This window comes from Prauserella salsuginis (assembly GCF_024648885.1).
In the GTDB taxonomy this organism is placed as follows: Bacteria; Actinomycetota; Actinomycetes; order Mycobacteriales; family Pseudonocardiaceae; genus Prauserella; species Prauserella salsuginis.
This window is the reverse complement of record NZ_JANBBF010000008.1, coordinates 422950-447984: the sequence shown is the minus strand read 5'-3', so window position 1 is coordinate 447984 and position 25035 is coordinate 422950. Positions and strand designations below refer to the sequence as shown.

Genomic DNA, 25035 nt, shown 5'->3' with positions numbered 1-25035 from the left:
AGCGATGAGCACTGACTCCGGATTCGGGAGCGGGAACGACGAGAGCGCGATCGCTGACGTGCTCAACGGCTTCGCGCTCACGTCCGGACTGCGCGGCCGCAAGAGCGGCAAGCGCAGGGACGAGCCCGACGACAGTCGGGAAGCAACCGGCGAGCACGACAGCCGGGAAGCAGCGTCGTCCGCACCGGCCGAACCCACCGACGTGGTGTGGCCCGGTGAGGAGGACCACGACCGGTCATGGACCGGAGAGGAGCAGTTTGTGTCGGCCGAACCCATCCCCGTCGAGCCGGTGGCGCCGCCGCTGGCGGCTGAGGAAACCGGTTTCGTCCGTCCTTACGCCATCACCGGCGGCCGGACGAAAGCGAACTACCCGCTGGAACTCGAGACGCTGATCTCGACCCGTGATGCCGCGGTCCTTCCGGTCCCCGATCAGCTCGAGCATCAGGTCATCATGGAAGAATGCCGGACTCCGCGTTCGGTGGCCGAGATCGCAGCGGTTCTGCAGGTGCCGCTCGGGGTGGCGCGAGTGCTGATCAGCGACGCGGCGGACACGGGGTTGGTGACCGTGCACCGCACCGTGGCGGGCAGCGAGAACGCCGAAGCGCATTTTACGTTGATGGAAAGGGTGTTGAGTGGACTCCGTCGGCTTTAAGGCACCGCGCCAGGCCGCGCCGCAGACGATGACCTCGGCGAAGATCGTCGTGGCAGGCGGATTCGGCGCGGGCAAGACAACATTCGTCGGTTCGGTGTCCGAGATCGTGCCGTTGACGACCGAGGCGATGATGACGGACGCGAGCACCGGCATCGACGACACGGCGGCGACGCCGAACAAGTCCACCACCACGGTGGCCATGGATTTCGGTCGCGTCTCGCTCGACGAGGACCTGATCCTGTACCTGTTCGGCACGCCCGGCCAGGAGCGCTTCTGGTTCATGTGGGACGACCTGGTGCGCGGCGCGATCGGCGCCGTCGTACTGGCCGACACCCGGCGCCTCGCCGACTCGTTCGCACCCATCGACTTCTTCGAGGACCGGGGCCTGCCGTACATCGTCGGCGTCAACACCTTCGACGGTGTGCTCCAGCACGACCTGGGTGACGTGCGGGAGGCGCTGTCGATCGACGAGAGCATCCCACTGGTGCGCTGCGACGCCCGGCAACGCGAATCGACCAAGCAGACGCTGATCACGATGGTCGAATACGCCATGCAGCAGTGGCTGGCGGTGCGCGGCGCCGCGGCTCCGAAGCCTGTCGGCTGAGTGGACGACCCCGGCGGCCGTGCTTCCGCGGCCACCGCGGGCGGGAGAGACCGTCGTCACGGTCGACTGCGGCTTTGAATTAGTAGGAAGTCCAAGTATTTTGGTGGCATGACCACCGAGCTGCACCAGCCTGTGCATCCCGTCCGGTTCGTCACTGCGGCGAGTCTGTTCGACGGACACGATGCCTCGATCAACATCATGCGGCGCATCCTGCAGGCGCAGGGTGCGGAGGTGATCCACCTCGGGCACAACCGCTCCGTCGACGAGGTCGTGACGGCCGCCATCACCGAGGATGTGCAGGGCGTGGCCATCAGCGCGTATCAGGGCGGCCACGTCGAGTACTTCTCGTACCTGGTCGAGCTGCTCCGGGAACGCGGGGCGGGCCATGTGAAGGTGTTCGGTGGTGGCGGCGGCGTCATCGTCCAGGACGAGATCGACCTGCTGCACTCGCGCGGTGTGGCGCGGATCTTTTCGCCGGAGGACGGGCTGGAGCTCGGCCTGCCGGGCATGATCAACCACATGGTCCGGGAGTGCGACGTCGACCTGGCCCAGCAGCCCGCCGGCGACCTGGACCAGCTGTTGGCGGGTGATACCCGGACGCTGTCGCGAGTGGTCTCGCAGCTGCAGCAGGGCGTCCTGTCCGCCGAGTGGCTCGGTGCCGTCCGCGAGGCGGCCCAGGCGCGGACGGTGCCCGTGCTCGGTATTACCGGCACCGGAGGGTCCGGCAAGTCGTCGCTGACCGACGAACTCGTGCGCCGGTTCCGCAACGACCAGGAGGACAAGCTCCGGATCGCGGTGCTGGCGGTCGACCCGACGCGCCGCCGCGGCGGTGGTGCACTGCTCGGCGACCGCATCCGGATGAACTGTCTCGACGGCGACCGCGTGTTCTTCCGGTCGCTGGCCACGCGCACCACCAGTGGCGAGATCCCGCAGGGCCTCGACGAGACCGTGCTGGCCTGTAAGGCGGCCGGATTCGACCTCGTCATCGTCGAGACCCCCGGTATCGGCCAGGGTGACGCGGGGATCGTCGACCACGTCGACCACTCGCTGTATGTCATGACGCCCGAGTTCGGCGCGGCCTCGCAGCTCGAGAAGATCGACATGCTCGACTTCGCCGACGTGGTGGCGATCAACAAGTTCGAACGGCGCGGCGCCGAGGACGCGCGCCGTGACGTCGCACGGCAGCTGGTGCGCAACCGTGAGGCGTTCGGTTCCGACCCCGAGGACATGCCCGTCTACGGCACGAGCGCGGCCACGTTCAACGACGACGGCGTCACGGCGCTGTACCAGGAGCTGCGCGACATGCTGGCCGACGGCGGGCTGTCGGTGTCGGCGGGGACGCTGGCGCAGGTCGAGGGCAAGGTGTCGACGCAGACGGCGACGATCATCCCGCAGCACCGGGTCCGGTACCTGGCGGAGATCGCCGAGACCGTGCGCGGCTACCACGCCGAGACCGAACGTCAGGCCGACGCCGTGCGCACCCGCGAGCACTTCGCCGTGGCCAGGGAGGCGCTCGCCGCCGACGGCGGGGACGCAGCGGCGCTCGACCGTCTGCTCGAACGTGCCGAGTCCGACGTGGACGGCAAGACGACCGAGCTGCTCGGCCGTTGGGAGGAGTTGTCCGAGTCCTACCGCGGCGAGGAGCTCGCGTTCACGGTGCGGGACAAGGAGATCCGCACCGATCTGTGGCGGGACACGCTCTCCGGCAGCAGGATTCCGCGCGTGGCGTTGCCGCGGTACAAGGACAAGGGCGAACTCGTGTCGTTCCTGCGGCGTGAGAACCTGCCCGGCTACTTCCCGTACACCGCGGGCGTGTTCCCGTTCAAGCGCGACGGCGAGGATCCGGCCCGCATGTTCGCCGGCGAAGGTGATGCGTTCCGGACGAACCGGCGGTTCAAGTACCTGTCCGCCGACTCCGAGGCAAAGCGACTGTCGACGGCGTTCGACTCGGTGACGCTCTACGGTTTCGATCCGGACACCCGCCCGGACATCTACGGCAAGGTGGGCACGTCGGGTGTCTCCATCGCGACGCTCGAGGACATGAAGGCGCTCTACGACGGCTTCGACCTCACGGCGCCGTCGACGTCGGTCTCGATGACCATCAACGGTCCCGCTCCGACGATCCTGGCGTTCTTCCTGAACACGGCGATCGACCAGCGGGTGGACGTGTTCCGTTCGGAGCACGGGCGCGAGCCGAGCGCCGACGAGGCCGCCGAGATTCGCGAGTGGACACTGCGGCAGGTGCGCGGCACGGTGCAGGCCGACATCCTCAAGGAGGACCAGGGGCAGAACACCTGTATCTTCTCCACCGAGTTCAGCCTCCGGATGATGTCGGATATCCAGGAGTGGTTCATCGAACACGGCGTCCGGAACTTCTACTCGGTGTCCATTTCGGGCTATCACATCGCCGAGGCCGGGGCGAACCCGATCTCGCAGCTGGCGTTCACGCTGGCCAACGGCTTCACCTACGTCGAGTCCTATTTGGCCAGGGGCATGGACATCGACGAGTTCGCCCCCAGCCTGTCGTTCTTCTTCTCCAACGGCATGGACGCCGAGTACTCGGTGCTGGGCCGGGTGGCCCGCCGGATCTGGTCCGTGGCGATGCGCGAACGCTACGGCGCGGGGGAGCGGTCGCAGAAGCTCAAGTACCACGTGCAGACCTCGGGGCGGTCGCTGCACGCGCAGGAGATGAACTTCAACGACATCCGCACGACGCTGCAGGCGTTGTGCGCGCTGTACGACAACGCCAACTCGTTGCACACCAACGCCTACGACGAGGCGATCACGACCCCGAGCGAGAGTTCGGTGCGCCGTGCCATGGCCATCCAGATGATCATCAACAAGGAATGGGGCCTGTCGAAGAACGAGAACCCGCTGCAGGGATCGTTCATCATCGACGAGCTCACCGACCTCGTGGAGGAGGCCGTGCTCACCGAGTTCGAGCGCATCTCCGAACGCGGCGGTGTGCTCGGCGCGATGGAGACCGGTTATCAGCGCGGCAAGATCCAGGACGAGTCGATCACCTACGAGCGGCTCAAGCACAACGGCGAGCTGCCGATCGTCGGGGTGAACACGTTCCGCAACCCGGACGACGACGAGGCGGAGGGCGAGGTCGAACTCGCCCGTGCCACCGAGGACGAGAAGCGCTCGCAGCTGCAGCGCCTCGAGGACTTCCAGACGAGGAACCACGCCGAGGCCCAGGTGCAGCTGACGCGGCTGCGGGACGCGGCGGCACGGGACGAGAACGTGTTCGCCGTCCTCATGGACGCGGCGCGGGTGTGCTCGCTCGGGCAGATCACCGAGGCGTTCTTCGAGGTGGGCGGCCAGTACCGACGCAACGTCTGACCGCGATCGGTCGGGCACCACTCCCTCCGCCGGTCACGGCCTCGGCGGAGGGAGTGACCTGTCTTTGGTCCCCGGTTGTCCGTTCCGGGAATGCATGCCGAGGGCGGCCGGTTGGGCATGGGTATGAAGTTCGGTGTTTCGACGTTCGTGACCGACGAGGGAATCCGGCCGGGCCGACTGGGTGCGGCGCTGGAGGAACGGGGCCTGAGCTCGCTGTTCCTCGCCGAGCATTCCCACATCCCCGTCAGCAGGGAGTCGCCGTATCCCGACGGCGGTGACCTGCCGCGCAAGTATTACCGCACGCTCGACCCGTTCGTGGCGCTCACCGCGGCCGCCGCGACGACGCGGGAGCTGACCGTGGGCACGGGAATCGCCCTGCTGCCACAGCGTGATCTGATCCACACCGCGAACGAGGGCGCCAGCCTGGATCTGGTGTCGGACGGCCGGTTCGTGCTCGGCGTCGGTGTCGGATGGAACCGTGAGGAAATGCGCAACCACGGCGTGGACCCGGCGACCCGCGGCGCACTGATGAACGAGCAGCTGGAGGCGTTGACCCGGCTGTGGACCGAGGAGCAGGCCGAGTTCCACGGCCGGTTCGTGGACTTCGACCCCGTGTACGCGTGGCCGAAGCCGGCCGCCACGCCGCATCCACCGATCTATGTGGGCGGTGAGAGTCCGGCGGCGTTGCGCCGTACCGTCGCCTGGGGCGACGGCTGGTTGCCGCGGCCGCACACCAGCCCGGACGAGATCCGGCAGGCGCAGGACTGGTTCGCCGAGCAGGGGAAGCCGGATGTGCCGATGGCGATCTTCGGGGCGCCCGCCGACGAGAAGGTGATCGCGGGGTGGGCCGAGGCCGGTGTCGACCACGTGACCTTCATGCTCGAGACCGCGCCGGAATCGGACACGCTGCGGGAACTCGACGAGTTCGCCGCCTTCGCGCAGCGCTACGGCAGCTGAGAGTCCGGCGGATCGTGCGGGCGTTCCCCCGGACCGCGGGGTTTGCGGGGGAACGCCCTGACGGTTCAGTCGAGGAGCAGGTGGACCGACAACTCGAGGCGTTTGGCGACGTCCGCCGCGGACGCACGGCGGGTGACCCAGGCAACGAGGTTGGCCATCCAGACGTCGGCGATCACGTGGAAGACGTCGCGGTCGTGGTCGGTGGGCTCCTCGATGCCCATCGCCTTGGCGAACATGTTCTCCATCATGGCGCCGACCTGTTCGACCTCGGCCGCCGCCGTGGTGTCGGCGAACATGAACGCCCGCACCATCGCCTCGGTGAGATGCGGGTCCCGTTGCATCATGCGGGTGTTGCGGCCCAGGACCACGAGCAGTCGCTCGGTGGACGTCTCGCCCGGGATGCTGCCGCGGTCGAGCTTGTCCTGTGCTCGTTCGAACTCGCGCGCGAGTCCGGACACGAGCAGGTGGATCTTGGACGGGAAGTAGCGGTAGAGAGTGCCGAGGGCGACGTCGGCGCGTTCGGCCACGGTACGCATCTGCACGGCGTCGTAGCCGCCCTTCGCCGCGAGGGCGAGCGTCGCGTCGAGGATGCGCTTGCGCCGGTCGCGCTGTGCCGCCGTCCCGGGCTCGTCCCCGCCCATCGGGCCGAGAGCGGTCGAGCTCCGGGACGCCGTCTTCGACGAGGCCGGCGCCTTGGGCTTGCTTGCCATCGGCATCTCTCCTGATTAAAGAACCTGTTCCAGTCCTGATCTGCAGTCTACCCAATATCGGCTGAAACCGATGCTCGGGCTACACCCGGTTAAGTGAAACATGTTCTACAATCGCCGTCGTGGGTATCGCGATGACGGACGAGCAACGAGCACTGGCCGACGCCGTGTGCGCCGCGGCGCAGTCCCCGGACCCGGCCACGGCGATCGGCGGCATCGGGTTGCCGTCGATCGCCCTGCCGGAGTCGCTCGGCGGGGCGGGCGGCGGTGTGACGGACCTGGTGGCGGGAATCGCGGCCGCAGCGGGTGAGCTGGCGGGCGGCGCCGGATTCGGCACGATCCTCGCCGGGCTCTCGTGGGCCCAGCGGCCGGAGTCCGCTGTGGCCGCCCGGCATGCACCCGCCGTGGCCGCGGGCACGGTGCGGGCGGCGGTGGCACTCGATGCGGCGGATCTCGTCGCGTGGCCGGGCGGGGACGGCGGCCTCGTCGTCGACGGCACCACACCGGTGCTGGTGGACGGTCCCGACGCGGATGTGCTGGTGCTCGCCGCGCGCACCGGTACCGACGGTGCCGAGGGCGAGCACGTGGCGAGCGTGTCCGCTGCGGACACGGTGTGGTTCGCGGTCGAAGCAGGGCGAGTCCGGGTGGCCGAGCACGAATCGTTCGACCCGAGCCGCCGCGTCGCGACGGCGCAGCTCCGGGCGGTGACCGTGCCGGCGGCCGACGTGCTGGGCCGGATCGCGGTGCCGGAACTCGCGGCCACGCTGGCGGCCGCGGAGGCTGCGGGCGTGGCGGACTGGTGCGTGCGCACGGCGAGCGAGTACGCGCGGGTCCGGGAGCAGTTCGGCAGTCCCATCGGCGCGTTCCAGGCGGTGCAGCACCTGTGCGCGGAGATGCTGTGCCGGTCCGAGTCGGCCGCGGCGCTCGCGTGGGATGCCGCACGGGCCGCCGACACGGGCGACGGCGAGCAGTTCGCCGTCGCCGCGGCGGTCGCTGCTGCGGGCGCGCTCGACGCGGCCGTCGACACCGCCAAGGACTGCATCCAGGTGCTCGGCGGGATCGGCTTCACCTGGGAGCACGACGCGCACCGGTACCTGCGCCGCGCGGTGTCGTTGCGTCAGCTGCTCGGTGGCACGGCGCGGTGGCGCTGCCGTGCGGGGGAGCTGACCCGGGGCGGTCTCCGGCGCGGTGTCGAGGTCGACGTCGACGCCCACGCCGGCAGCGGCGCCCCCGAGGGGGAGGCACTGGCCGAGACGCGCCGCGCAGCGGCCGCACTGGCGGCTGAGGTCGCCGGCCTGGCCGGGAGTGACGCCCGGGTGCGGCTCGCCGAGAGCGGTTACCTGGCGCCGCACTGGCCTCGGCCGTACGGGCTCGACGCCACGCCGGCCCAGCAGCTGGTGATCGACGCCGAGTTCGATCGCGCCGACGTGACGCGGCCCGACCTGGTGGTCGGCGCGTGGGCGCTGCCGACCATCCTCGAACACGGCTCCGAGGAGCAGCGGCGACGGTTCGTCCTGCCGACGTTGCGCGGCGAGGTGACGTGGTGCCAGCTGTTCAGCGAACCCGGAGCAGGATCCGACCTCGCGTCCCTGCGCACCTCGGCGGAACGGGCCGAGCGCGAGGGCGTCGCCGGATGGCGACTTTCCGGTCAGAAGGTCTGGACCTCGCTCGCGCACGAGGCGGACCGGGCGATCTGCCTTGCCCGCACCGACCCGGACGCCCCGAAACACCGTGGCATCACGTACTTCCTCGTCGACATGCGGGCGCCGGGCATCGAGGTGCGGCCGCTGCGCGAGATCACCGGTGAGGTGCGGTTCAACGAGGTGTTCCTGGACGGGGTGTTCGTTCCGGACGCCGATGTCGTGGGTGAGGTGAACGGCGGGTGGTCGCTCGCGCGTACGACCCTCGCCAACGAGCGCGTCGCACTCGGCGGCGGATCGGCCGTCGGCGAGGCCGTGGAGGAACTGCTGGTCGCGCAGCCCGACCTGGATGCGGAACGTCTCGGTGCGCTGGTCGTCGACGGGTCGGCCGTGTCGGTTCTCGGCGTGCGGGACACGGTCCGGAGGCTCGGGGGCGGTCAGCCCGGTGCGGAGTCGAGCGTGCAGAAGCTGCTGGGGGTGCGGCACCGGCAGGAGGTCGCCGAGACGGCACTGGAGGTGCGGGGTTCCCGCGGAGTCGTCGTCGACGAGGCGACGTCGGCGGCGCAGCACGAGTTCCTGCTCACGCGGTGTTTGAGCATCGCGGGCGGGACGACGCAGGTGCTGCTCAACGTGGTGGCGCAGCGGTTGCTGGGCCTGCCTCGCCACTGACGGGCGTTCCCGGGCCGTTGCGGTGTTGGGCGCGGGTCCATTCGAGAAACCGTTCCACGCCGCCGACGACGTGGGCGCTGCGGATCGACGGGAAGATGTCGAACGCGTGCTGTGCGCCCGGGATCTCGGCGTAGGCCACGGGCTGCGGCGAGACGGCGCGCAGGGCGTCGACGAACCGGCGTGCCTCGCGGACGGGTACGAGGCTGTCCAGGTCGCCGTGGATCACGAAGAACGGCGGTGCCGCGTCGGTGATGCGGTCCAGCGGGGAGGCGGCGACGTAGTCCTCGTGGGTCGGGTCGGGGCCCATGACGAACCGCGCCAGCAGGCCGCGCATCCGAGCGGCGCTGGCGCGGGAGCCGCTCGTCGCGGCGAAGTCGTAGACGCCGTAGTGCGGTACGCAGCCCTGCACGCTGGTGTCGCTGTCGGTGAAGCCCGGTTGGAACGCGGGGTCGTTCGGGGTCAGTGCCAGCAGCGACGCCAGGTGCCCGCCCGCCGAACCGCCCGTGGTGACGACGAACGAGGGATCTCCGCCGTAGTCGGTGATGTGGTCCCGGATCCAGGCGAGGGCGCGTTTGGCGGCCACGATGTGCTCGGGCCAGCGGGACCGGGGCGAGAGCGGGTAGTTGATCGCCACGCACGTCCAGCCGCGCCGGGCCATGTGCAGCATCAGCGGGACGCCCTGCTCGTTCTTGCTGCCGGTCATCCACGCGCCGCCGTGTACCTGCAGCAGCACGGGCCTGCCGGTGCCGGGTTCGCTCGGCCGGTAGACGTCCAGCAGGAACCGGCGTCCGCCCTGGGCGTAGGCGATGTCGCGGTCGCGCCGGACACCGCGGGTGTCCATGCGGAACGGGAACGCCAGCCTGCCCCACAGTGTCGCCACGTCGTCGGGTGCGCGCTCACCGGTCGCGGCGCGGTGGTCCGGACCGAGGGCGTCGGTGAGAGCGGTGTCGACGACGTCACGGGCGCGGCGGGCGGATGCGATGAGGGTGGCGAGTCCGCCCGCGGACGCGGCCGCCATCGCCAGGCCGGCGGGGTCGCTCGTGCGGCGATGACGGACGAGGTGGGCGGCCGTGTCGGCGGCGGTGAGCGCGAGCAGGTGCGGCGCGAGTTCGGAGGTCAGCCAGCCTGCGACGAAGGTGGGGACGGAGACCCGGTGTCCGGACCACGGCCGGATCGCGTTGGTGGTCAGGGCCAGTTGCAGCGCTCGGCGCGCACGGAACAACGCGTGCATGCGGCCAGCGTATCCGGGAACCGGTGGCGTCCTGTGTCGAGAACTGGTTCCTCCCTTGGAAATCGGGAGCGTCCTTGCCAGCGGGTGCATCCATCCAGCAAACTAGAACATGTTATAAATATCGATGGTGTCGGACCGGCGGGTCGCGGTCGTCGTGGGGACGGTCCTGCGGCGCCCGCGAGGACCGGCGACGCCGCACGGCGCTGGACGAAGGAGTCGCGTGGATTTCACTCCGGACGAGACGCAGCGCACCGCGTCCGAACTCACGGCGGGTGCACTGGCCCGGGCCGCGGGCGATGGCGGCGGTGCCGCCGACGGGGCCGAGGCCTGGCGTGAACTGGCCGATGCCGGACTGCTCGCCCTCGCCGTGCCGGAATCGCTCGGCGGGGACGGGCTCGGTCCCGCGGAGACGGCCGCCGTGGTGCGGGAGGTCGGCCGCGCCGGCTCGCACGCGCCCGCGTGGGCGACCCTGACGCTCGGCCTGGCGCCACTCGTGGACCTCGGTGCGGCCGAGCGGTACGCCGGCCTGCTGCAGGCCGTGGCGGCGGGGGACGCGCTGCTGACCGCCGCGTTGCACGAACCCTCGGCCCCGATGGCCGAACGTCCCGCGACCACCGCGACCACCGCGTCGGCTCCGGGGCAGACGGCCGCGGCCACGACGTGGCGGCTCGACGGGGTGAAGACCGCGGTGCCGCTGGGTGCCGAGGCCGAGCGGATCCTCGTGCCCGCCACCGTCGTCGGCGGCGGTACGGGCGTGTTCCTGCTCGACCCGTCGGCGCCCGGTGTGCAGGTCGTCCCGGCGCCCACGGCGTCGGGCGCGCCGGAGGCGGGCCTGCGGCTCGACGGAGCCGAGACGGGACCGCCGCTGGGTGCCGCCGGTGACCCCGGCGGTGCGCTGCGGGCGCTGCACCGACACGCGCTCTCCGGGGCCGCGGCGTTCGGCGACGGACTGCTCGCCGGGGCCCTCGGGCTCACCACGCAGCACCTGGCGACCCGGGAACAGTTCGGCCGCCCGCTGGCCACGTTCCAGGCCGTGGCGCAGCAGGTCGCGGATGTCTACGTAGCCGCGCGCACGGTGCACCTGGCCGCGGAGTCGGCGTCCTGGCGGCTCGCCGAGGGGTCCGGCGCCGACGCCGATCTCGAGATCGCGGCGTACTGGCTGGCCGAGCAGGCGCCCCCGGCGATGGCGACGTGCCACCACCTGCACGGCGGTATCGGCCTTGACGAGACCTACCCGCTGCACCGGTACTCATCCCTGTTGAAAGACCTGGTTCGCGGCATCGGCGGGATGTCGCTGCGGCTCGACCGGGTCGGTGCGCTCGCCGGAGGTGCCGCCTGATGGACATCGCGCTCACCGCTGAGCAGGAGCGGCTGCGGGACGAACTGCGCCGGTACTTCACCGGGCTCGTCACGTCGGAGGAACGCACGCTGCTGCTCAGCGAACGGCACGGACCCACCTACCGCGAGGTGGTACGGCGGATGGGCCGCGACGGGTGGCTCGGCGTCGGCTGGCCGAAGGAATACGGCGGCCTGGGCTTCGGGCCGGTCGAACAGCACATCTTCGCCGACGAGGCCGCCCGTGCCGACATCCAGCTGCCGGCGGTGACGCTGCAGACCGTCGGGCCGACGCTGCAGCGGTTCGGCACCGAGGAACAGAAGCGCCGCTTCCTGCCCGCGATCCTGGCGGGCGAGGTGCACTTCGCCATCGGCTACAGCGAACCGGAGGCTGGCACCGACCTCGCGGCCCTGCGCACCACGGCGGTCCGCGACGGCGAGTCCTATGTGGTCAACGGGCAGAAGATCTTCACGACGGGCGGCCACGACGCCGACTACATCTGGCTCGCGGTCCGCACCGATCCCGGCGCGCTGTCGGACGAGAACCGGCGGCGGCACGAGGGCATCTCCATCCTCATGGTCGACACGTCCGATCCGGGCTACTCGTGGACACCGATCATCACCTGCGACGGCGCGCACCACGTCAACGCGACCTACTACTCGGACGTGCGGGTCCCGCGGGCCATGCTGGTGGGTGAGGAGAACGCCGGGTGGAAGCTCATCACGACCCAGCTCAACCACGAGCGGGTCATGCTCGGGCCCGCCGGCCGGATAGGCGGGCTCTACGACCGGGTGCGCCGCTGGGCGGCCGAGCGGTCGACTCCCGACGGCACGCCGCTGCTGGACCTGCCCGACGTGCGCCGCGCGCTCGGTGAGATCCACGCCGTCACCCGCGTCAACGAACTGCTCAACTGGCAGGTCGCGGTGTCCGAACCCGGGTCGGTGGCGGACGCCTCGGCCACGAAGGTGCTCTCGTCCGAGCGGCACCAGCGGGTGAGCAGGCTGCTGGAGGAGCTGGTCGGCAGGCACGGCGATCCGTCCGATCCGGACACGGCCGAACTCGCCGCCTGGCTGGACACGCTCACGAAACGCAACACCGTGCTGACGTTCGGAGGCGGAGTGAACGAGATCCAACGGGAACTGATCGCACAGTTCGGACTGGGACTGCCGAGGGTGCCGCGATGAGCGCGGCCGCGGACCGTGCCACCACAGACAGTGCCACTACGGACGGCGCCGCCACGGACGGCGCCGCGGCGGACGGTCGCGGCGACCCGGCCGGTGCCGGCCGGCGCATCGAGGAGGCCGCGCGCGAGATCACCGAGGCCGGACCGTCGGCTCCTGAGCCGGCGCGGGATCCGGTGAACCAGGCGATGATCAACAACTGGGTCGAGGCGATCGGCGACGCGAACCCGGTGTACACCGACGCGGAGGCGGCGGCTGCATCCGTGCACGGCGAACTCGTCGCCCCGCCCGCGATGGCCCAGGTGTGGACGATGCGCGGACTGTACGGGGTGCGGCCCCCCGACGATCCGCTCCGCCGGGCGACCGAACTGCTCGACGAGGCGGGTTACACGTCGGTCGTGGCGACCGACTCGGCGCAGACCTACCACCGCTATCTGCGCCCCGGTGAGCACGTCGCCGCATCGTCGGTGCTGGAGAACATCGTCGGGCCGAAACGGACCGCGCTGGGGGAAGGCTGGTTCGTCACCACCCGCACGACCTGGTACGTCGGTGACGAGGCCGTCGCGGAGATGACGTTCCGGATCCTGAAGTTCCGGCCGCCGGAACAGCAGGCCACCGGCCACTCCACGGGGACAACCAACGCAGGGACAACCGGAGAAGCAGGGACAACCGGAGAAGCAGGGACCACGGCGGGCGGGCGCGATGCCCCGTCCGGTGCGGCGACGACGGACACGGCCGGCAGCGGTGACGACGGCCGTGGTGACTCCGGCACTGGTGACTCCGGCGGTGGTGAGGGGCGGGCGGCCGAGGCCGCACAGGTGCTGCGTCCGGTGGTGACGCGGGACAACGCGTTCTTCTGGGACGGTCTGCGTGAGGGCGAGCTGCGCATCCAGCGCTGGGGCGAGACACTCCGGCATCCGCCGGGGCCGATGCCGCCGGACGGTGACCTGAATGCCGAACCGGACTACGTGGTCGCGGCGGGAACCGGGACCGTCTACAGCTTTCTCGTCCATCACCATCCGCCGGTGCCCGGCAAGCGGCTGCCGTTCGTGCTCGCGCTGGTCGAACTGGACGAGGGCGTGCGGATGCTCGGCGAACTGCACGGGGTGGACCCGGCCGACGTCCACATCGGGCTCGCGGTGGAGGCGAGCTTCGACCGGATCGACGACGAGCTGACGTTGCCGGCATGGAGGGTGCGGTCATGACCATCACCGTGGGTACGGAGCTGCCACCGCTGACCGTCGAGGTGACGCCGACGTTCGTGGTCGCCACGGCGCTGGCCACCCGGGACTTCCAGGACGTGCACCACGACCGTGATGCCGCCGTCACGCGCGGGTCGCGGGACATCTTCCTGAACATCCTCACCGACACGGGCCTGGTGCAGCGGTTCGTCACCGACTGGGCCGGACCCGACGCGCTGGTCCGGTCGGTCGACCTCCGGCTCGGCGTGCCGTGCTATGCGGGCGACGAACTGACCTTCACCGGCAGTGTGGCGGAGGTCGACGGCCACGACGTGACCGTGTCGGTCTCCGGTACGGACAGTCTGGGGCAACACGTGTCGGCAACGGTACGGATCGAGGTGGCGGCATGACGGCGCTCAGCGGGACGGCGGCGATCGCCGGCATCGGCGCGACCGAGTTCTCCAAGGACTCCGGCCGCACGGAACTGCGGCTCGCGACCGAGTGCGTCTCGGCGGCGCTCACCGATGCGGGGCTGGCGCCGTCCGACGTGGACGGTCTGGTGACGTTCACGATGGACGGCAACGCCGAGATCGCCGTCGCGCGGGAACTGGGCATTCCCGAGTTGACGTTCTTCAGCCGCATCCACTACGGCGGCGGTGCGGCCGCCGCCACCGTGCAGCAGGCCGCGATGGCCGTCGCGACCGGGATGGCCGACGTCGTCGTGGCCTACCGTGCCTTCAACGAGCGCTCCGGCAGCCGATTCGGGCAGGTGTCCTCGGCGGTCGCCCAGCAGGTCAACACCTCGGGCGTGGACAACGGCTACCACTACCCGGCGGGTCTGGCGACCCCCGCGGCGACCGTCGCGATGGTGGCCCGGCGCTACCTGCACGAATACGGGGCCAGCAGCGAGGACTTCGGCAGGATCGCCGTCACGGCGCGCGCCCGCGCCGCGACCAACCCGCACGCGTGGTTCCACGGCAAGCCGATCACGCTCGCCGACCACCAGGCCTCCAAATGGGTCGCCGAGCCGCTGCACCTGCTGGACTGCTGCCAGGAGAGCGACGGCGGCGTCGCGCTGGTCGTGACGAGCGCGGAGCGGGCCCGCGACCTGCGCAGACCGCCCGCGGTCATCGCCGGCGCGGCCCAGGGGAGCGGGCCGGACCAGTACATCATGACCAGTTACTACCGCGACGATCTCGCCGGACTGCCCGAGATGGGCGTCGTCGGACGCCAGCTGTGGCGGCAGTCGGGCCGCACGACGTCCGATGTGGACGTGGCCGTGCTGTACGACCACTTCACCCCGTACGTGCTGATGCAGCTGGAGGAACTCGGGTTCTGCAGCCGTGGCGAGGCGAAGGACTTCATCGCCGACGGCAGGCTGGACCTGGACGGGCAATTGCCGCTGAACCCGCACGGCGGGCAGTTGGGCGAGGCCTACATCCACGGGATGAACGGCATCGCGGAGGCGGTGCGGCAGCTGCGCGGCACCGCGGTCAATCAGGTCCCGGGCGCGGAGACGGCACTGGTCACCGCCGGTACCGGCGTGCCGACCAGCGGCCTCGTCCTCACCGCGCCCTGACCGCGTGTCCTGCGTTCGTGCCCGCGTGTTCTGCACCCGGACACGCGTGTCCTGCGTTCGTGCCCGCGTGTCCTGCGCTCGCGGGGTTTCTGACCCTGCGCGGCCCCCAGCCGTGCCGGTCCCGCCCGGCACATCGCAGCTCCGGCGCGGTTTGCGGCGGCCGTGTGACGCCTGACCCCCGCACCTGCCGGTCGTGCGGGTGCGGGATCAGGCGTGGCGGCCGGGTCAGGCCGGTTCGAGTACGGCGTCGGAGAGGACCGCGGCGTCGTCGCGGTCGGGGGAGGTGACGCTCACGAGGATCCGGCCGCCCTCGTGCCACATGCGCACGCGCAGCGTCTCGCCCGGAAGCACGATGCCGGCGAAGGTCGCCGACCACGAGCCGACGCGGGTCACGTCGCCGTCGAGGGCGGCGTCGGTGACGGCCTTGGCGACCATGCCGTAGGTGCAGAGGCCGTGCAGGATCGGTGCGTCGAAACCCGCTCCGCGGGCGAACTCGGGGTCGGAGTGGAGCGGGTTGCGGTCGCCGCAGAGTCGGTACAGCAGCGCCTGTTGCGGCAGCGTCGGCACGTCGACGAGAAGGTCCGGGTCACGTTCCGGCGGTGCGATGCGGGCCGAGGCACCGCGGTGGCCGCCGAATCCGCCTTCCCCGCGGGCGAAGATGCTCGACCGCGCCGTCCACAGGGGATCGCCCGATTCGCCGGTGACCTCCGTCTCCTGGACGATCACCGCGGCCTTGCCCTTGTCGAGCACGTCGGCGATGCGGCTGTGCGCGGTCGCCGTACCCGACACGGGTAGCGGCCGGTGTGCGACGACCTGCTGCGTCCCGTGGACGACCTTCGCGAGGTCGATGTCGATGCCGGGAAACCGGACGGCGGGCGGTTCGGTGGCGCGGATCGTGGCGGCGACGGTGGCGAACGTCGGCAGCACCTGAAGGTCGCGTTCGGTGGCATAGCGGAGTTCCCGGGGTTCGGTCGGTGCCGACCCCGCGCCGAGTGCGAGGTGGTACAGCAGCACGTCGGAGACGCCCCACGAGAACGTGGTCTCGCCGAGGTCGGCGCCGATCGCGCGGTCGGGGTCGATGGGCATGGCGCGGCTCCTACTCGTAGCTGATCGACACGTCGTCGGTGAGCGGCAGGGACTGGCACGCGAGCACGATGCCGTCGGCGACGTCGTCGGAGTCGAGCACCTCGTTGTTCAGCATCTTCACCTCGCCGGAGGTGACCCGGCACGCGCAGGCGCTGCACTGGCCCTCGCGGCACGAGTACGGGGCGTCCCGGCCCGCGGCCAGCAGGACATCGAGCAGCTTGGCACCGCGTGGCCAGGAGTGTTGCGTGGTCGTGCCGTCGAGGTCGACGGTGATCCGCGCCGGCGCCTCATCGGTGCCGTCCGGTGTGCCGTCCCCCGCGCTGACGTCCCCGCTGCGGTCGTCCTGGCCACCGAGGTCGGACCCGTCGTCCCCGGCGGAGTCGGAGGCGGCGGCCGGTGCGGCGTTCGCGGCGAGGTCACCGGTGCCCGGTTCGGCAGCCGCAAACGGATCGCCGCCGAGCGAGACGAACGTCTCGCGGTGGATCCGCGCCCGTGGGGTGCCTGCGGCCTTGGCCGCCGCGACCACCGCACGCATGTACGGTGCGGGACCGCAGACGAACGTCTCGCGGCCGGCCAGCAGCTCGGCGATCGGAGCCAGCCGCTCGGTGGTCGGCAGCCCCTGCAGCGTCTCGAGCCAGTGCACCACGGTGAGCCTGCCCGGATACGCCTCCTCGAGCTCGCGCAGCACGCCCGCGAAGATCACCGACGGTTCGTCGGCGTTGGCGTAGACCAGGGTCATCGCGCCCGTCCCGTGGGCGAGCACGGACCGGACGATCGACAACATCGGGGTGATACCGCTGCCGCCGGCGAACAGTGCGAGGTCGGCGTCGAGGTCGGCGGGGGTGAACACACCGCTCGCCGGCAGGACGTCGAGTTCGTCGCCCGCGGCGATGTGGTCGCACAGCCAGTTCGAGGCGTAGCCGTCGCGTTTGACGGTGACCTGTGGGCGGTCCCCGGTGTATGGCGAGCTCGACAGGGAGTAGCACCGCGCCACCGGTCCGCGTTCGTCCCCGGGCACGCGCACCGTGAGGAACTGGCCCGGCCGATAGTCCAGTTCCGCGTCGAACACGATCGACCGTGCCGCCGCGGTCTCGTCCACCACGGTCTCGTCCACCACCTCGGCGACGCGGAGTCGCTGCACCCGCACCGTGCCGTCACCGCTCATAGCCGAATGCTCCGTCCCGTTCGGCGGTCGTGATGCTCTCGCGCAGGCGCTCACACGTGCCGGCGCGAGCGGCGGGGACGCCGCTCGCGACCCGTTCGGCCAGCACCGGGCAGCTCGTCGCCGCGTCGCTGATCCACTGGATGCTGGTGTGCTCCGGGCTGTTCTTCTTGACCAGGACCGTCGTCGCACAGGCGTGGCAGGCGACCGGGACGAGTCCCGCGGTGAGGAACTCCTCCCGGTCGGCGCGGGTCTGGGCGCGGACGGCCTCGGCACGTGCCGCGTCGGCACCCGAGGGCGTTGCACCCGAGGGCGTTGCGTCCGGCGCCGATGCACCCGAGGACGAGGTACCCGACGCCGCACCGGACGACGCCGCCCCGGACGGGGTCGCGCCGGGGTCGGCCGCTGCGGTGTGCGGGGAGCTGGTGTCGGCGGTCACTCAGGACACTCCCGCCTGGTCGGCCGCTGCCTCCTGCTGCTGCCGGGCGAGGTTGTCGGCGACCTCCTGCTCCCAGACCTGGTTGGCGCGGGTGACGTCCACTTCGAACTCGAACCGCCGCGTCATGTCCTCGTCGATGTCGTCGACGTCCACATAGAACTGCTCGTACCACCGGCGCAGCTGGTAGACCGGACCGTCCTCCTCGCACAGCAGCGGGTTGTCGATGCGGGTCTTGTTCTTCCAGATCTCGACGTCCTGGAGGAATCCGACGCCGACGCCCTCGGCGAACTTCTGCGCGATCTTGTCGGCCTGGGCGCCGTCGACGCCGGGCGGTTTGCGCACCGCCACGCCCCACTGCAGCACGAACGACGTCGGGCTGACCGGGTAGTGGCAGTTGATGAGCACCGTGTCGATCTTGATGCCTTTGTAGTCGTTGTGCAGCGTGTTGATCATGTACGCGGGGCCGTAGTACGAGGCCTCGGATTCGAGGAGGTTGTCCTCACCGCCGTAGTTGGACGACATGCCCATGTCGGCGCGGCCTTTCGAATTCAGGTACTGCGAGGCGATGTGGCCTTCGAAGACGTTCTTGAAGTACGTCGGGATGCCGTAGTGGATGTAGAAGAAGTGGGCCATGTCGACGACGTTGTCGACGATCTCGCGGCAGTTGGCGCCCTCGATGGTGACCGAGTCCCAGGTCCAGTTGCTCCACTCGTCGGTGAAGATGCCGTCGATCCGGGGGATCGTCACCTCCTCGGGTGGCGGGTTGCCCTCGGGGTCGTGCCACACGAACAGCTGCTTGTTCTCCTGCAGCGTCCGCCACGCGCGGGTGCGGGCCCGCAGCGGAACCCGCTTGGCGTAGGGGATCGACTTGCATTTGCCGTCGCCGCCCCAGCGCCAGTCGTGGAACGGGCACGCGACCTCGTTGCCCTTGACCTCGCCCTGCGTCAGATCGCCGCCCATGTGGCGGCAGTACCCGTCGAGCACGTTGATCTCACCGTCGGCGCCCTGGAACACGACCAGCTTGGTGCCGAACGCGTGGACGGCGTGCGGTTTGCCGTCGGCGAAGTGCTCGACGAGGCCGAGACAGTGCCAGCCGCGGGCGAACCGTTCGGGCGGCGCGCCGACGTCGATCGTGCGGACGGAGCCTGCCTGCGTCATGACGAACCTCCAGCTCTCCGGGCTGCTCTGCCCGTGGCGCATGCCCCGCTCCTCCCGTCGGCGGGCGGCGGGGGCGGTGGCACGTGCCTGTCGTAGTGAATGCCGGTCGACGACGCCTACCATAGATGAGAACGTGTTCCAGTTCTAGCGGGGATCGGCAACGCGTTTCGCCGCGTCGCGGGTCGGCGCGCAGGGGTGTGTCGCGATGGTTTCGGCCTGGCGACGCCGTGTTCGGCGGATTTCTCTCCTGGTCAGGGCCCGATGCAGTGACAAAAACAAGAACGTGTTCTACTCTGGCGGCAGGACACCGAGCAGGCGGACCTCCGGGTTCGGCGGAGAAGGAACGAGGAAGGTATGAGCGAGCAGGGCGCGCACGCGGTGATCGCCGGGATCGAAGAGTTGCTGCCCGTGCTGCGGGAGCGTGCACAGGAAGCCGAGGACGCACGGAGGATTCCCGACGAGTCGATCAAAGCCCTGCAGGAGACCGGGTTCTTCAAGCTGTTGCAGCCGAAGCCCTACGGCGGCTACGAGGCCGACCCGGTCACCTTCTACACGGCCGTCAAGCTCGTCGCGAGCGCGTGCGGGTCGACCGGCTGGGTCGCCTCGATCCTCGGCGTGCACCCGTGGCATCTGGGCCTGTTCGAGGCGCAGGCACAGGAGGACGTCTGGGGTGGCGGCGCGGGCAGCGACGGCAGTGCCGGCCCTGACACGCTGATCTCCTCGTCGTACGCGCCGATGGGGAAGGCGACCGTCGTCGAGGGCGGATACCGGCTCAGCGGCAAGTGGAGCTTCTCGTCGGGCTGCGGCCACGCGACGTGGGTGCTGCTGGGTGCGCCCGCATTCGACGCCGAGGGCAACGCCGTCGACTTCTGCACCTATCTGCTGCCCGCAGCCGACTACGCGGTGGACGACGTGTGGGACACGGTCGGCCTGCGCGGTACGGGCAGCAACGACATCCTCGTCGAGGACGTGTTCGTGCCGAAGCACCGGACGTTGAGCTTCCTGCTCACGTCCAAACTGGATACCCCGGGACAGCAGGTGAATCCGGGGCCGCTGTACCGGTTGCCGTACGGATCGGTGCATCCGAGCACGATCACGGCGCCGATCATCGGCATGGCGCAGGGCGCCTACGACGCGCACGTCGAACACCAGCGCAGGCGGGTCCGCGCCGCGTATGCGGGGGAGAAGTCGCAGGAGGACCCGTTCGCCAAGGTGCGGATCGCCGAGGCCGCCAGCGAGATCGACGCCGCGTGGCTGCAGCTGACCCACAACATCGACGAGCTCTACCAGCTGGCCTGCCGCGGCGAGAAGCTGCCGTTCGACACCCGGCTGCGCGTCCGGCGGGATCAGGTACGTGGCACCGAGCGGGCGATCGCCGCCATCGACCGGCTCTTCGAGAACTCCGGGGGTCGCGCGTTGCGGACGGGCACGCCGATCCAGCGGTTCTGGCGGGACGCGCACGCGGGCCGGGTGCACGCGGCCAACGATCCGGAGCGGGCCTACACGATGTTCGGCACCGGCGAGTTCGGCCTGCCGGTCGAGAACGCGATGGTCTAGGGGGCCGCATGTCCGACACCGCCGAGGAGGGCGACATGAGCGAGGGTTCGTACGTCACGACCGCCGACGGTCTGCGGTTGCACTACCACGAGGCGGGCACCGAGCACGCCGAGGTGGTCATCCTGCTGCACGGTGGCGGACCCGGGGCGTCGGCGTGGAGCAACTTCTCCCGCAACATCCCGGAGCTGGCCAAGACGTTCCGCACGATCGCCGTCGACCAGCCGGGCTTCGGCCGCTCCGACAAACCGACCGACCATCCGCAGTACTTCGTGCACAGTTCGACCGCCGTCGTCGGCCTGATGGACGCACTCGGCATCGAGAAGGCTCACCTGATCGGCAACTCGCTCGGTGGCGGGACGGCGGTACGCCTGGCACTGGACCACCCGGACCGGGCGGGAAGGCTCGTGCTCATGGGCCCGGGCGGGCTGAGCGTGAACCTCTTCGCGCCCGATCCGACCGAGGGTGTGAAGAACCTCGCCCGATTCGCCGCGCCGCCGGGGCCGAGCAAGGAGAAGCTCGAGGAGTTCCTGCGGGTGATGGTGTACGACCAGTCGCTGATCACCGACGAGCTGGTCGAGGAGCGGTTCGCCGCGGCGAGCACGCCGGAGTCGCTGGCCGCGATGGCGGCGATGGGCGCCTCGTTCGCGGGGCCGGACTACGAGCTGGGCATGCTGTGGCGCGAGGCGCATCGGCTCCGGCAGCGCGTGTTGCTGATCTGGGGTCGGGAGGACCGCGTCAACCCGCTCGACGGAGCGCTGGTGGCGCTGAAGACGATTCCGCGCGCGCAGTTGCACGTGTTCGGCCGGTGCGGCCACTGGGCGCAGCTGGAGTGTTTCGACGAGTTCAACCGGATCGCGACCGACTTCCTCGAGGACACGTGATGAGTATTCGTTCACTGGCATACCTGCGCATCGAGGCCACCGACATGGCGGCGTGGCGCGAGTACGGACTCAAGGTCCTCGGCATGGTCGAGGGCGAGGGCCGGAACCCGGACGCGCTGTACCTGCGCATGGACGACTTCCCGGCGCGGCTGGTGATCGTGCCGGGCCAGGCCGACCGCCTCGCGACCGCGGGCTGGGAGACGGCCAACGCGGCCGGTCTGGAGGAGGTTCGGCAGCGGCTGTCGGCCCACGGCGTGCCGTTCAAGGAGGGCACCGCCGAGCAGACGGCCGATCGCGGGGTCGACGAGCTGATCGAGTTCAGCGACCCGTCGGGCAACACGCTCGAGGTGTTCCACGGCATCGCATTGCAGCACCGCCGGGTCGTGAGTCCGTACGGGCACCGGTTCGTCACCGGTGAGCAGGGGCTCGGGCACGTGGTGCTGTCCACCCACGACGACGGGGCGGCGCTGGAGTTCTACCGGGACGTGCTCGGCTTCCGGCTGCGGGATTCGATGCGGCTGCCGCCGGAGGCCGTGGGCAGGCCCGCCGACGGAGATCCGGCGTGGCTGCGGTTCTTCGGCTGCAACCCGCGGCACCACAGCCTCGCGTTCCTGCCGATGCCGACGCCCAGCGGGATCGTCCACCTCATGGTCGAGGTCGAAAGCACCGACGACGTCGGCCTGTGCCTGGACCGGGCGCTGCGCAGGAAGGTGCCGATGTCGGCCACCCTCGGCCGGCACGTCAACGACCTGATGCTGTCGTTCTACATGAAGACGCCCGGCGGGTTCGACGTCGAATTCGGCTGTGAGGGCAGGCAGGTCGACGACGACACCTGGATCGCCCGCGAGAGCACCGCGGTGAGTCTGTGGGGACACGACTTCTCGGTGGGCATGGCATGACCTCCGCTCCGGACGCCGTGGATTCGACGGGCGCAGTGGATTCGGCCGACGCGGTGGACGTGTCCGCACGGTTCCGGTCGGTGCTCGGTCACTTCTGCACCGGTGTGGCGATCGTGACGGCGTGCGAGGACGGCGAACCCGTCGGGTTCGCGTGCCAGTCGTTCACCGCGCTGTCGCTCGAGCCGCCGCTGGTGTTGTTCTGTCCGGCGAGGACCTCGGGCACGTGGCCGGTGATCGAGCGGGTCGGGCGGTTCGCGGTGAACGTGCTGGCGGGGGAGCAGCGGGACGTCAGCGCCGTGTTCGGTTCCCGTGGTGCGGACAAGTTCTCGTCGGTGTCCTGGACACCCGCGCCGAGTGGCTCCCCGCTACTGGACGGAGCCCTCACCTGGGTGGACTGCGCCGTCGAGACCGTGCACGAGGCCGGTGACCACTACGTGGTGATCGGCAGGGTCGTCGCGCTGGGGGAGGCGTCGGCCCGGCGGCCGTTGCTGTTCTACCGCGGCGGTTACACGGTCACCGAGGCGGCGCCGGACGCGATGCCCGGAGGGCCGCGGCCCGACGACTGGTTCTGACCCAGCAGGTGGGACCGCCGGGGTCAGGGGCCGGTGACCACGCCCGCACCGGCGCCGGGCCGCGGGGATAGCCTGCAGCCATGACGAAGGTTGCCGTGGTGACGGGTGCAGGGACAGGAATCGGCAGGCAGGTCGCGCGGGCGCTGCTCGGCGAGGGCTACGGAGTCGCGCTGGCCGGGCGCAGGCGGGAACCGCTGCAGGAGGTGGCGGGTGGGTCCGCCGAGGCGCTGGTCGTGCCCACGGACGTCACCGACCCGGACTCGGTCGCCGCGCTGTTCAACGCGGTCCGTGAGCGATGGGGCCGGATCGACGTGCTGTTCAACAACGCGGGCACGACCGGCACGCGCGGGTCGGTGGACACCCTGCCGGTCGAGGACTGGAAGGCGATCGTCGACGTCAACCTCACCGGCATGTTCCTGTGCGCTCAGCAGGCCGTGCGCATGATGAAGGACCAGTCCCCGCAGGGCGGGCGCATCATCAACAACGGATCGATCTCGGCGCACACGCCGCGTCCGGAGACCGTCGCCTACGCCGCCACCAAACACGCGTTGACGGGCCTGACCAAGTCCATCGCCCTCGACGGCAGGCCGCACGACATCGCCTGCGGGCAGATCGACATCGGCAACGCCGCCACCGAGCTGACCAGTGGCTTCTCCGACGTCGGCATGCCGCAGGCCGACGGCAGCCTCAAGCCGGAGCCGACGTTCGACGCCGCCCACGTGGCCGACGCGGTGCTGACCATGGTCAACCTGCCGTTGTCGGCGAACGTGCCGTTCCTGACGATCATGGCCAACGGCATGCCGTTCATCGGCCGCGGCTGACCGCGACCGAGGGGAGCGGCCGGGCCGGCCCCCGTCGGTGTCCGCCCCGGGCGGAGGGGACGGCGCTCCGCCCGGGGCGGAGGTCACAGGCGTTCGAGGATCGTGGCCGTGGACATGGCGCCGCCCGCGCACATGCTCACCAGTGCCGTCGCCCCGTCACGCCGTTCGAGCTCGTGCAGCGCTGTGGTGAGCAGGCGCGATCCGGTGTTGCCGACCGGGTGGCCCAGCGCGATCGCGCCGCCGTTGACGTTGACCAGGTCCGGGTCGGGTTTGTGCACCTGTTGCCAGGACAGCACCACCGACGCGAACGCCTCGTTGACCTCGAACAGGTCCAGATCCCCGATCGTCATGCCCGCCCGGTCGAGCACACGCTGCGTGGACTGGACCGGGCCGTCGAGGTGGTAGTACGGCTCGGCGCCGACGAGTGCCTGAGCCCGGATGCGTGCCCGCGGGCGCAGGCCGAGGTCACGGGCCCGAGTGGCATCCATGATCAGCACGGCCGAGGCGCCGTCGGAGATCTGCGACGACGTTCCCGCGGTGTGCAGGCCGCCGTCCAGTACGGGCTTGAGGCGGCCGAGAGCCTCGCGGCTGGTCTCGCGCAGCCCCTGGTCGCGAGTGGTGAGCCGGTGCTCACCCGTCGGTGAGCCGTCGTCGCCCAGTACGGGTGCGGTGACGGCGACGACCTCGCGGTCGAAGCGGCCCTCGTCCCAGGCGGCAGCCGCCTTCTGCTGGGAGGCGAGGCCGAAGGTGTCGAGGTCCTCGCGCGTCAGGTCGCGGCGGCGGGCGATGCGCTCGGCCGCGCTGTACTGGTCGGGCAGGTCCACCGACCAAGACTCGGGCCTGCGGTGTGTCGTGCCGACGACGTTCGCCCCCAGCGGTACGCGACTCATGGCTTCGACGCCGCAGGCGATGCCCACGTCGATCGCGCCGGTGGCGACGAGCCCGGTGACCAGGTGTGCCGCCTGCTGGGCGGAGCCGCACTGGGCGTCGATGGAGGTCGCCCCGCACGCCTCGGGCAGGCCCGCATGGAGCCAGGCGGTGCGCGCGACGTTGCCCGCCTGCTCGCCGGCCTGGGTGACCGTGCCGCTGATGAGCTGTTCGACCTCGGCCGGATCGATGCCGGCCCGGTCCAGGACGGCGGTCTGGGCTGCGCCGAGCAGCTCGGCGGCATGCAGACCGGCGAGGTCCCCGCCGCGCTTCCCGATCGGCGTTCGGACGGCTTCCACGATGACCGGATCGCCCACGTCACACTCCTCCGTATGTCGGCTTCCCTTCAAAAGTAGAACATGTTCTTGTCTAGATCAATGTGACCACGCAACCCTTTCCCGGAGGAGCTGTTCGGTGGCTGTCCGTGATCAAGTTGATCCCAATCGATTCA

Annotated in this window: 22 protein-coding genes; 15 read left to right on the top strand and 7 right to left on the bottom strand. The window is 70.5% G+C overall.

Annotated elements, in window-relative coordinates; translation table 11 throughout:
* Positions 1–4: 4 nt before the first annotated feature.
* From LY40_RS03525 to LY40_RS03510, 4 genes are all read left to right on the top strand, one after another.
* Entirely contained in the window at positions 5–652 is a 648-nt protein-coding gene (locus LY40_RS03525; protein WP_228726485.1) for a DUF742 domain-containing protein, read from the top strand.
* A complete protein-coding gene (locus tag LY40_RS03520; RefSeq protein ID WP_183786121.1) occupies positions 633–1256 on the top strand; it encodes a GTP-binding protein in 624 nt (207 codons plus the stop codon). Before LY40_RS03525 ends, LY40_RS03520 begins: the two co-directional genes overlap by 20 nt.
* Positions 1257–1364: 108 nt before the next feature.
* A complete protein-coding gene (icmF, locus tag LY40_RS03515) occupies positions 1365–4601 on the top strand; it encodes a fused isobutyryl-CoA mutase/GTPase IcmF (protein ID WP_258935914.1) in 3237 nt (1078 codons plus the stop codon).
* Positions 4602–4724: 123 nt separating this feature from the next.
* Positions 4725–5558, top strand: coding sequence for an LLM class F420-dependent oxidoreductase (locus tag LY40_RS03510; protein WP_183786410.1), 834 nt, complete (start codon positions 4725–4727; stop codon positions 5556–5558).
* A gap of 65 nt (positions 5559–5623) precedes the next feature.
* Here the strand turns inward: LY40_RS03510 and kstR are convergent, their stop codons facing one another.
* Positions 5624–6268, bottom strand: a complete 645-nt coding sequence (kstR, locus tag LY40_RS03505) for a cholesterol catabolism transcriptional regulator KstR (protein ID WP_183786117.1) — start codon at positions 6266–6268, stop codon at positions 5624–5626.
* 131 nt (positions 6269–6399) lie between these two features.
* Here kstR and LY40_RS03500 point away from each other — a divergent pair, with 131 nt between their 5' ends.
* Positions 6400–8574 carry an acyl-CoA dehydrogenase family protein gene (locus tag LY40_RS03500; protein WP_307876599.1) on the top strand — a complete coding sequence of 725 codons (2175 nt, stop codon included), beginning with the start codon at positions 6400–6402 and terminating at the stop codon, positions 8572–8574.
* Here the strand turns inward: LY40_RS03500 and LY40_RS03495 are convergent.
* Entirely contained in the window at positions 8531–9805 is a 1275-nt protein-coding gene (locus LY40_RS03495; RefSeq protein ID WP_258935912.1) for an alpha/beta hydrolase, read from the bottom strand. The genes LY40_RS03500 and LY40_RS03495 overlap by 44 nt on opposite strands.
* Before the next feature lie 220 nt (positions 9806–10025).
* On the opposite strand from LY40_RS03495, the gene LY40_RS03490 reads away from it, so the two are divergent.
* The 5 genes from LY40_RS03490 to LY40_RS03470 are packed head-to-tail and all read left to right on the top strand — an operon-like array spanning position 10026 to position 15082.
* Positions 10026–11144 (top strand): acyl-CoA dehydrogenase family protein, encoded by a 1119-nt coding sequence (locus tag LY40_RS03490; protein WP_258935911.1) that lies wholly within the window; start codon positions 10026–10028, stop codon positions 11142–11144.
* Complete coding sequence (locus LY40_RS03485) at positions 11144–12325, top strand: acyl-CoA dehydrogenase family protein (protein WP_258935910.1); 1182 nt, start codon at positions 11144–11146, stop codon at positions 12323–12325. Before LY40_RS03490 ends, LY40_RS03485 begins: the two co-directional genes overlap by 1 nt.
* Positions 12322–13527, top strand: a complete 1206-nt coding sequence (locus LY40_RS03480) for a bifunctional MaoC family dehydratase N-terminal/OB-fold nucleic acid binding domain-containing protein (RefSeq protein WP_258935909.1) — start codon at positions 12322–12324, stop codon at positions 13525–13527. Before LY40_RS03485 ends, LY40_RS03480 begins: the two co-directional genes overlap by 4 nt.
* Positions 13524–13913 carry a hotdog family protein gene (locus tag LY40_RS03475; protein WP_183786107.1) on the top strand — a complete coding sequence of 130 codons (390 nt, stop codon included), beginning with the start codon at positions 13524–13526 and terminating at the stop codon, positions 13911–13913. Before LY40_RS03480 ends, LY40_RS03475 begins: the two co-directional genes overlap by 4 nt.
* A complete protein-coding gene (locus tag LY40_RS03470; protein ID WP_258935908.1) occupies positions 13910–15082 on the top strand; it encodes a lipid-transfer protein in 1173 nt (390 codons plus the stop codon). Before LY40_RS03475 ends, LY40_RS03470 begins: the two co-directional genes overlap by 4 nt.
* A gap of 225 nt (positions 15083–15307) precedes the next feature.
* Here LY40_RS03470 and chsH3 read toward each other — a convergent pair whose 3' ends face one another.
* The 4 genes from chsH3 to LY40_RS03450 are packed head-to-tail and all read right to left on the bottom strand — an operon-like array spanning position 15308 to position 18927.
* On the bottom strand, positions 15308–16168 hold the full coding sequence (gene chsH3 / locus LY40_RS03465; RefSeq protein ID WP_183786103.1) for an enoyl-CoA hydratase ChsH3: 861 nt from the start codon (positions 16166–16168) through the stop codon (positions 15308–15310).
* A gap of 10 nt (positions 16169–16178) precedes the next feature.
* Positions 16179–17333 carry a ferredoxin--NADP reductase gene (locus LY40_RS03460; protein WP_258935907.1) on the bottom strand — a complete coding sequence of 385 codons (1155 nt, stop codon included), beginning with the start codon at positions 17331–17333 and terminating at the stop codon, positions 16179–16181.
* A complete protein-coding gene (locus LY40_RS03455; protein WP_258935906.1) occupies positions 17323–17769 on the bottom strand; it encodes a hypothetical protein in 447 nt (148 codons plus the stop codon). Before LY40_RS03455 ends, LY40_RS03460 begins: the two co-directional genes overlap by 11 nt.
* Positions 17770–18927 (bottom strand): 3-ketosteroid-9-alpha-monooxygenase, oxygenase component, encoded by a 1158-nt coding sequence (locus tag LY40_RS03450; protein WP_258936261.1) that lies wholly within the window; start codon positions 18925–18927, stop codon positions 17770–17772.
* Positions 18928–19281: 354 nt separating this feature from the next.
* Between LY40_RS03450 and hsaA the strand changes: the two genes are divergently transcribed.
* The 5 genes from hsaA (at position 19282) to LY40_RS03425 (ending at position 23657) form a co-directional block, all read left to right on the top strand.
* Positions 19282–20484 carry a 3-hydroxy-9,10-secoandrosta-1,3,5(10)-triene-9,17-dione monooxygenase oxygenase subunit gene (gene hsaA / locus LY40_RS03445; RefSeq protein WP_183786099.1) on the top strand — a complete coding sequence of 401 codons (1203 nt, stop codon included), beginning with the start codon at positions 19282–19284 and terminating at the stop codon, positions 20482–20484.
* A gap of 8 nt (positions 20485–20492) precedes the next feature.
* Positions 20493–21365 carry a 4,5:9,10-diseco-3-hydroxy-5,9,17-trioxoandrosta-1(10),2-diene-4-oate hydrolase gene (gene hsaD, locus LY40_RS03440; RefSeq protein WP_372497673.1) on the top strand — a complete coding sequence of 291 codons (873 nt, stop codon included), beginning with the start codon at positions 20493–20495 and terminating at the stop codon, positions 21363–21365.
* On the top strand, positions 21365–22264 hold the full coding sequence (gene hsaC, locus LY40_RS03435; protein ID WP_258935905.1) for an iron-dependent extradiol dioxygenase HsaC: 900 nt from the start codon (positions 21365–21367) through the stop codon (positions 22262–22264). Before hsaD ends, hsaC begins: the two co-directional genes overlap by 1 nt.
* Positions 22261–22836, top strand: coding sequence for a 3-hydroxy-9,10-secoandrosta-1,3,5(10)-triene-9,17-dione monooxygenase reductase subunit (gene hsaB / locus LY40_RS03430; protein ID WP_258935904.1), 576 nt, complete (start codon positions 22261–22263; stop codon positions 22834–22836). The genes hsaC and hsaB overlap by 4 nt, the downstream gene beginning before the upstream one ends.
* 80 nt (positions 22837–22916) lie before the next feature.
* Complete coding sequence (locus LY40_RS03425) at positions 22917–23657, top strand: SDR family oxidoreductase (RefSeq protein ID WP_183786093.1); 741 nt, start codon at positions 22917–22919, stop codon at positions 23655–23657.
* Between the two features lie 83 nt (positions 23658–23740).
* Here LY40_RS03425 and LY40_RS03420 read toward each other — a convergent pair whose 3' ends face one another.
* Positions 23741–24901, bottom strand: a complete 1161-nt coding sequence (locus tag LY40_RS03420) for a steroid 3-ketoacyl-CoA thiolase (protein ID WP_258935903.1) — start codon at positions 24899–24901, stop codon at positions 23741–23743.
* Between the last annotated feature and the right edge of the window lie 134 nt (positions 24902–25035).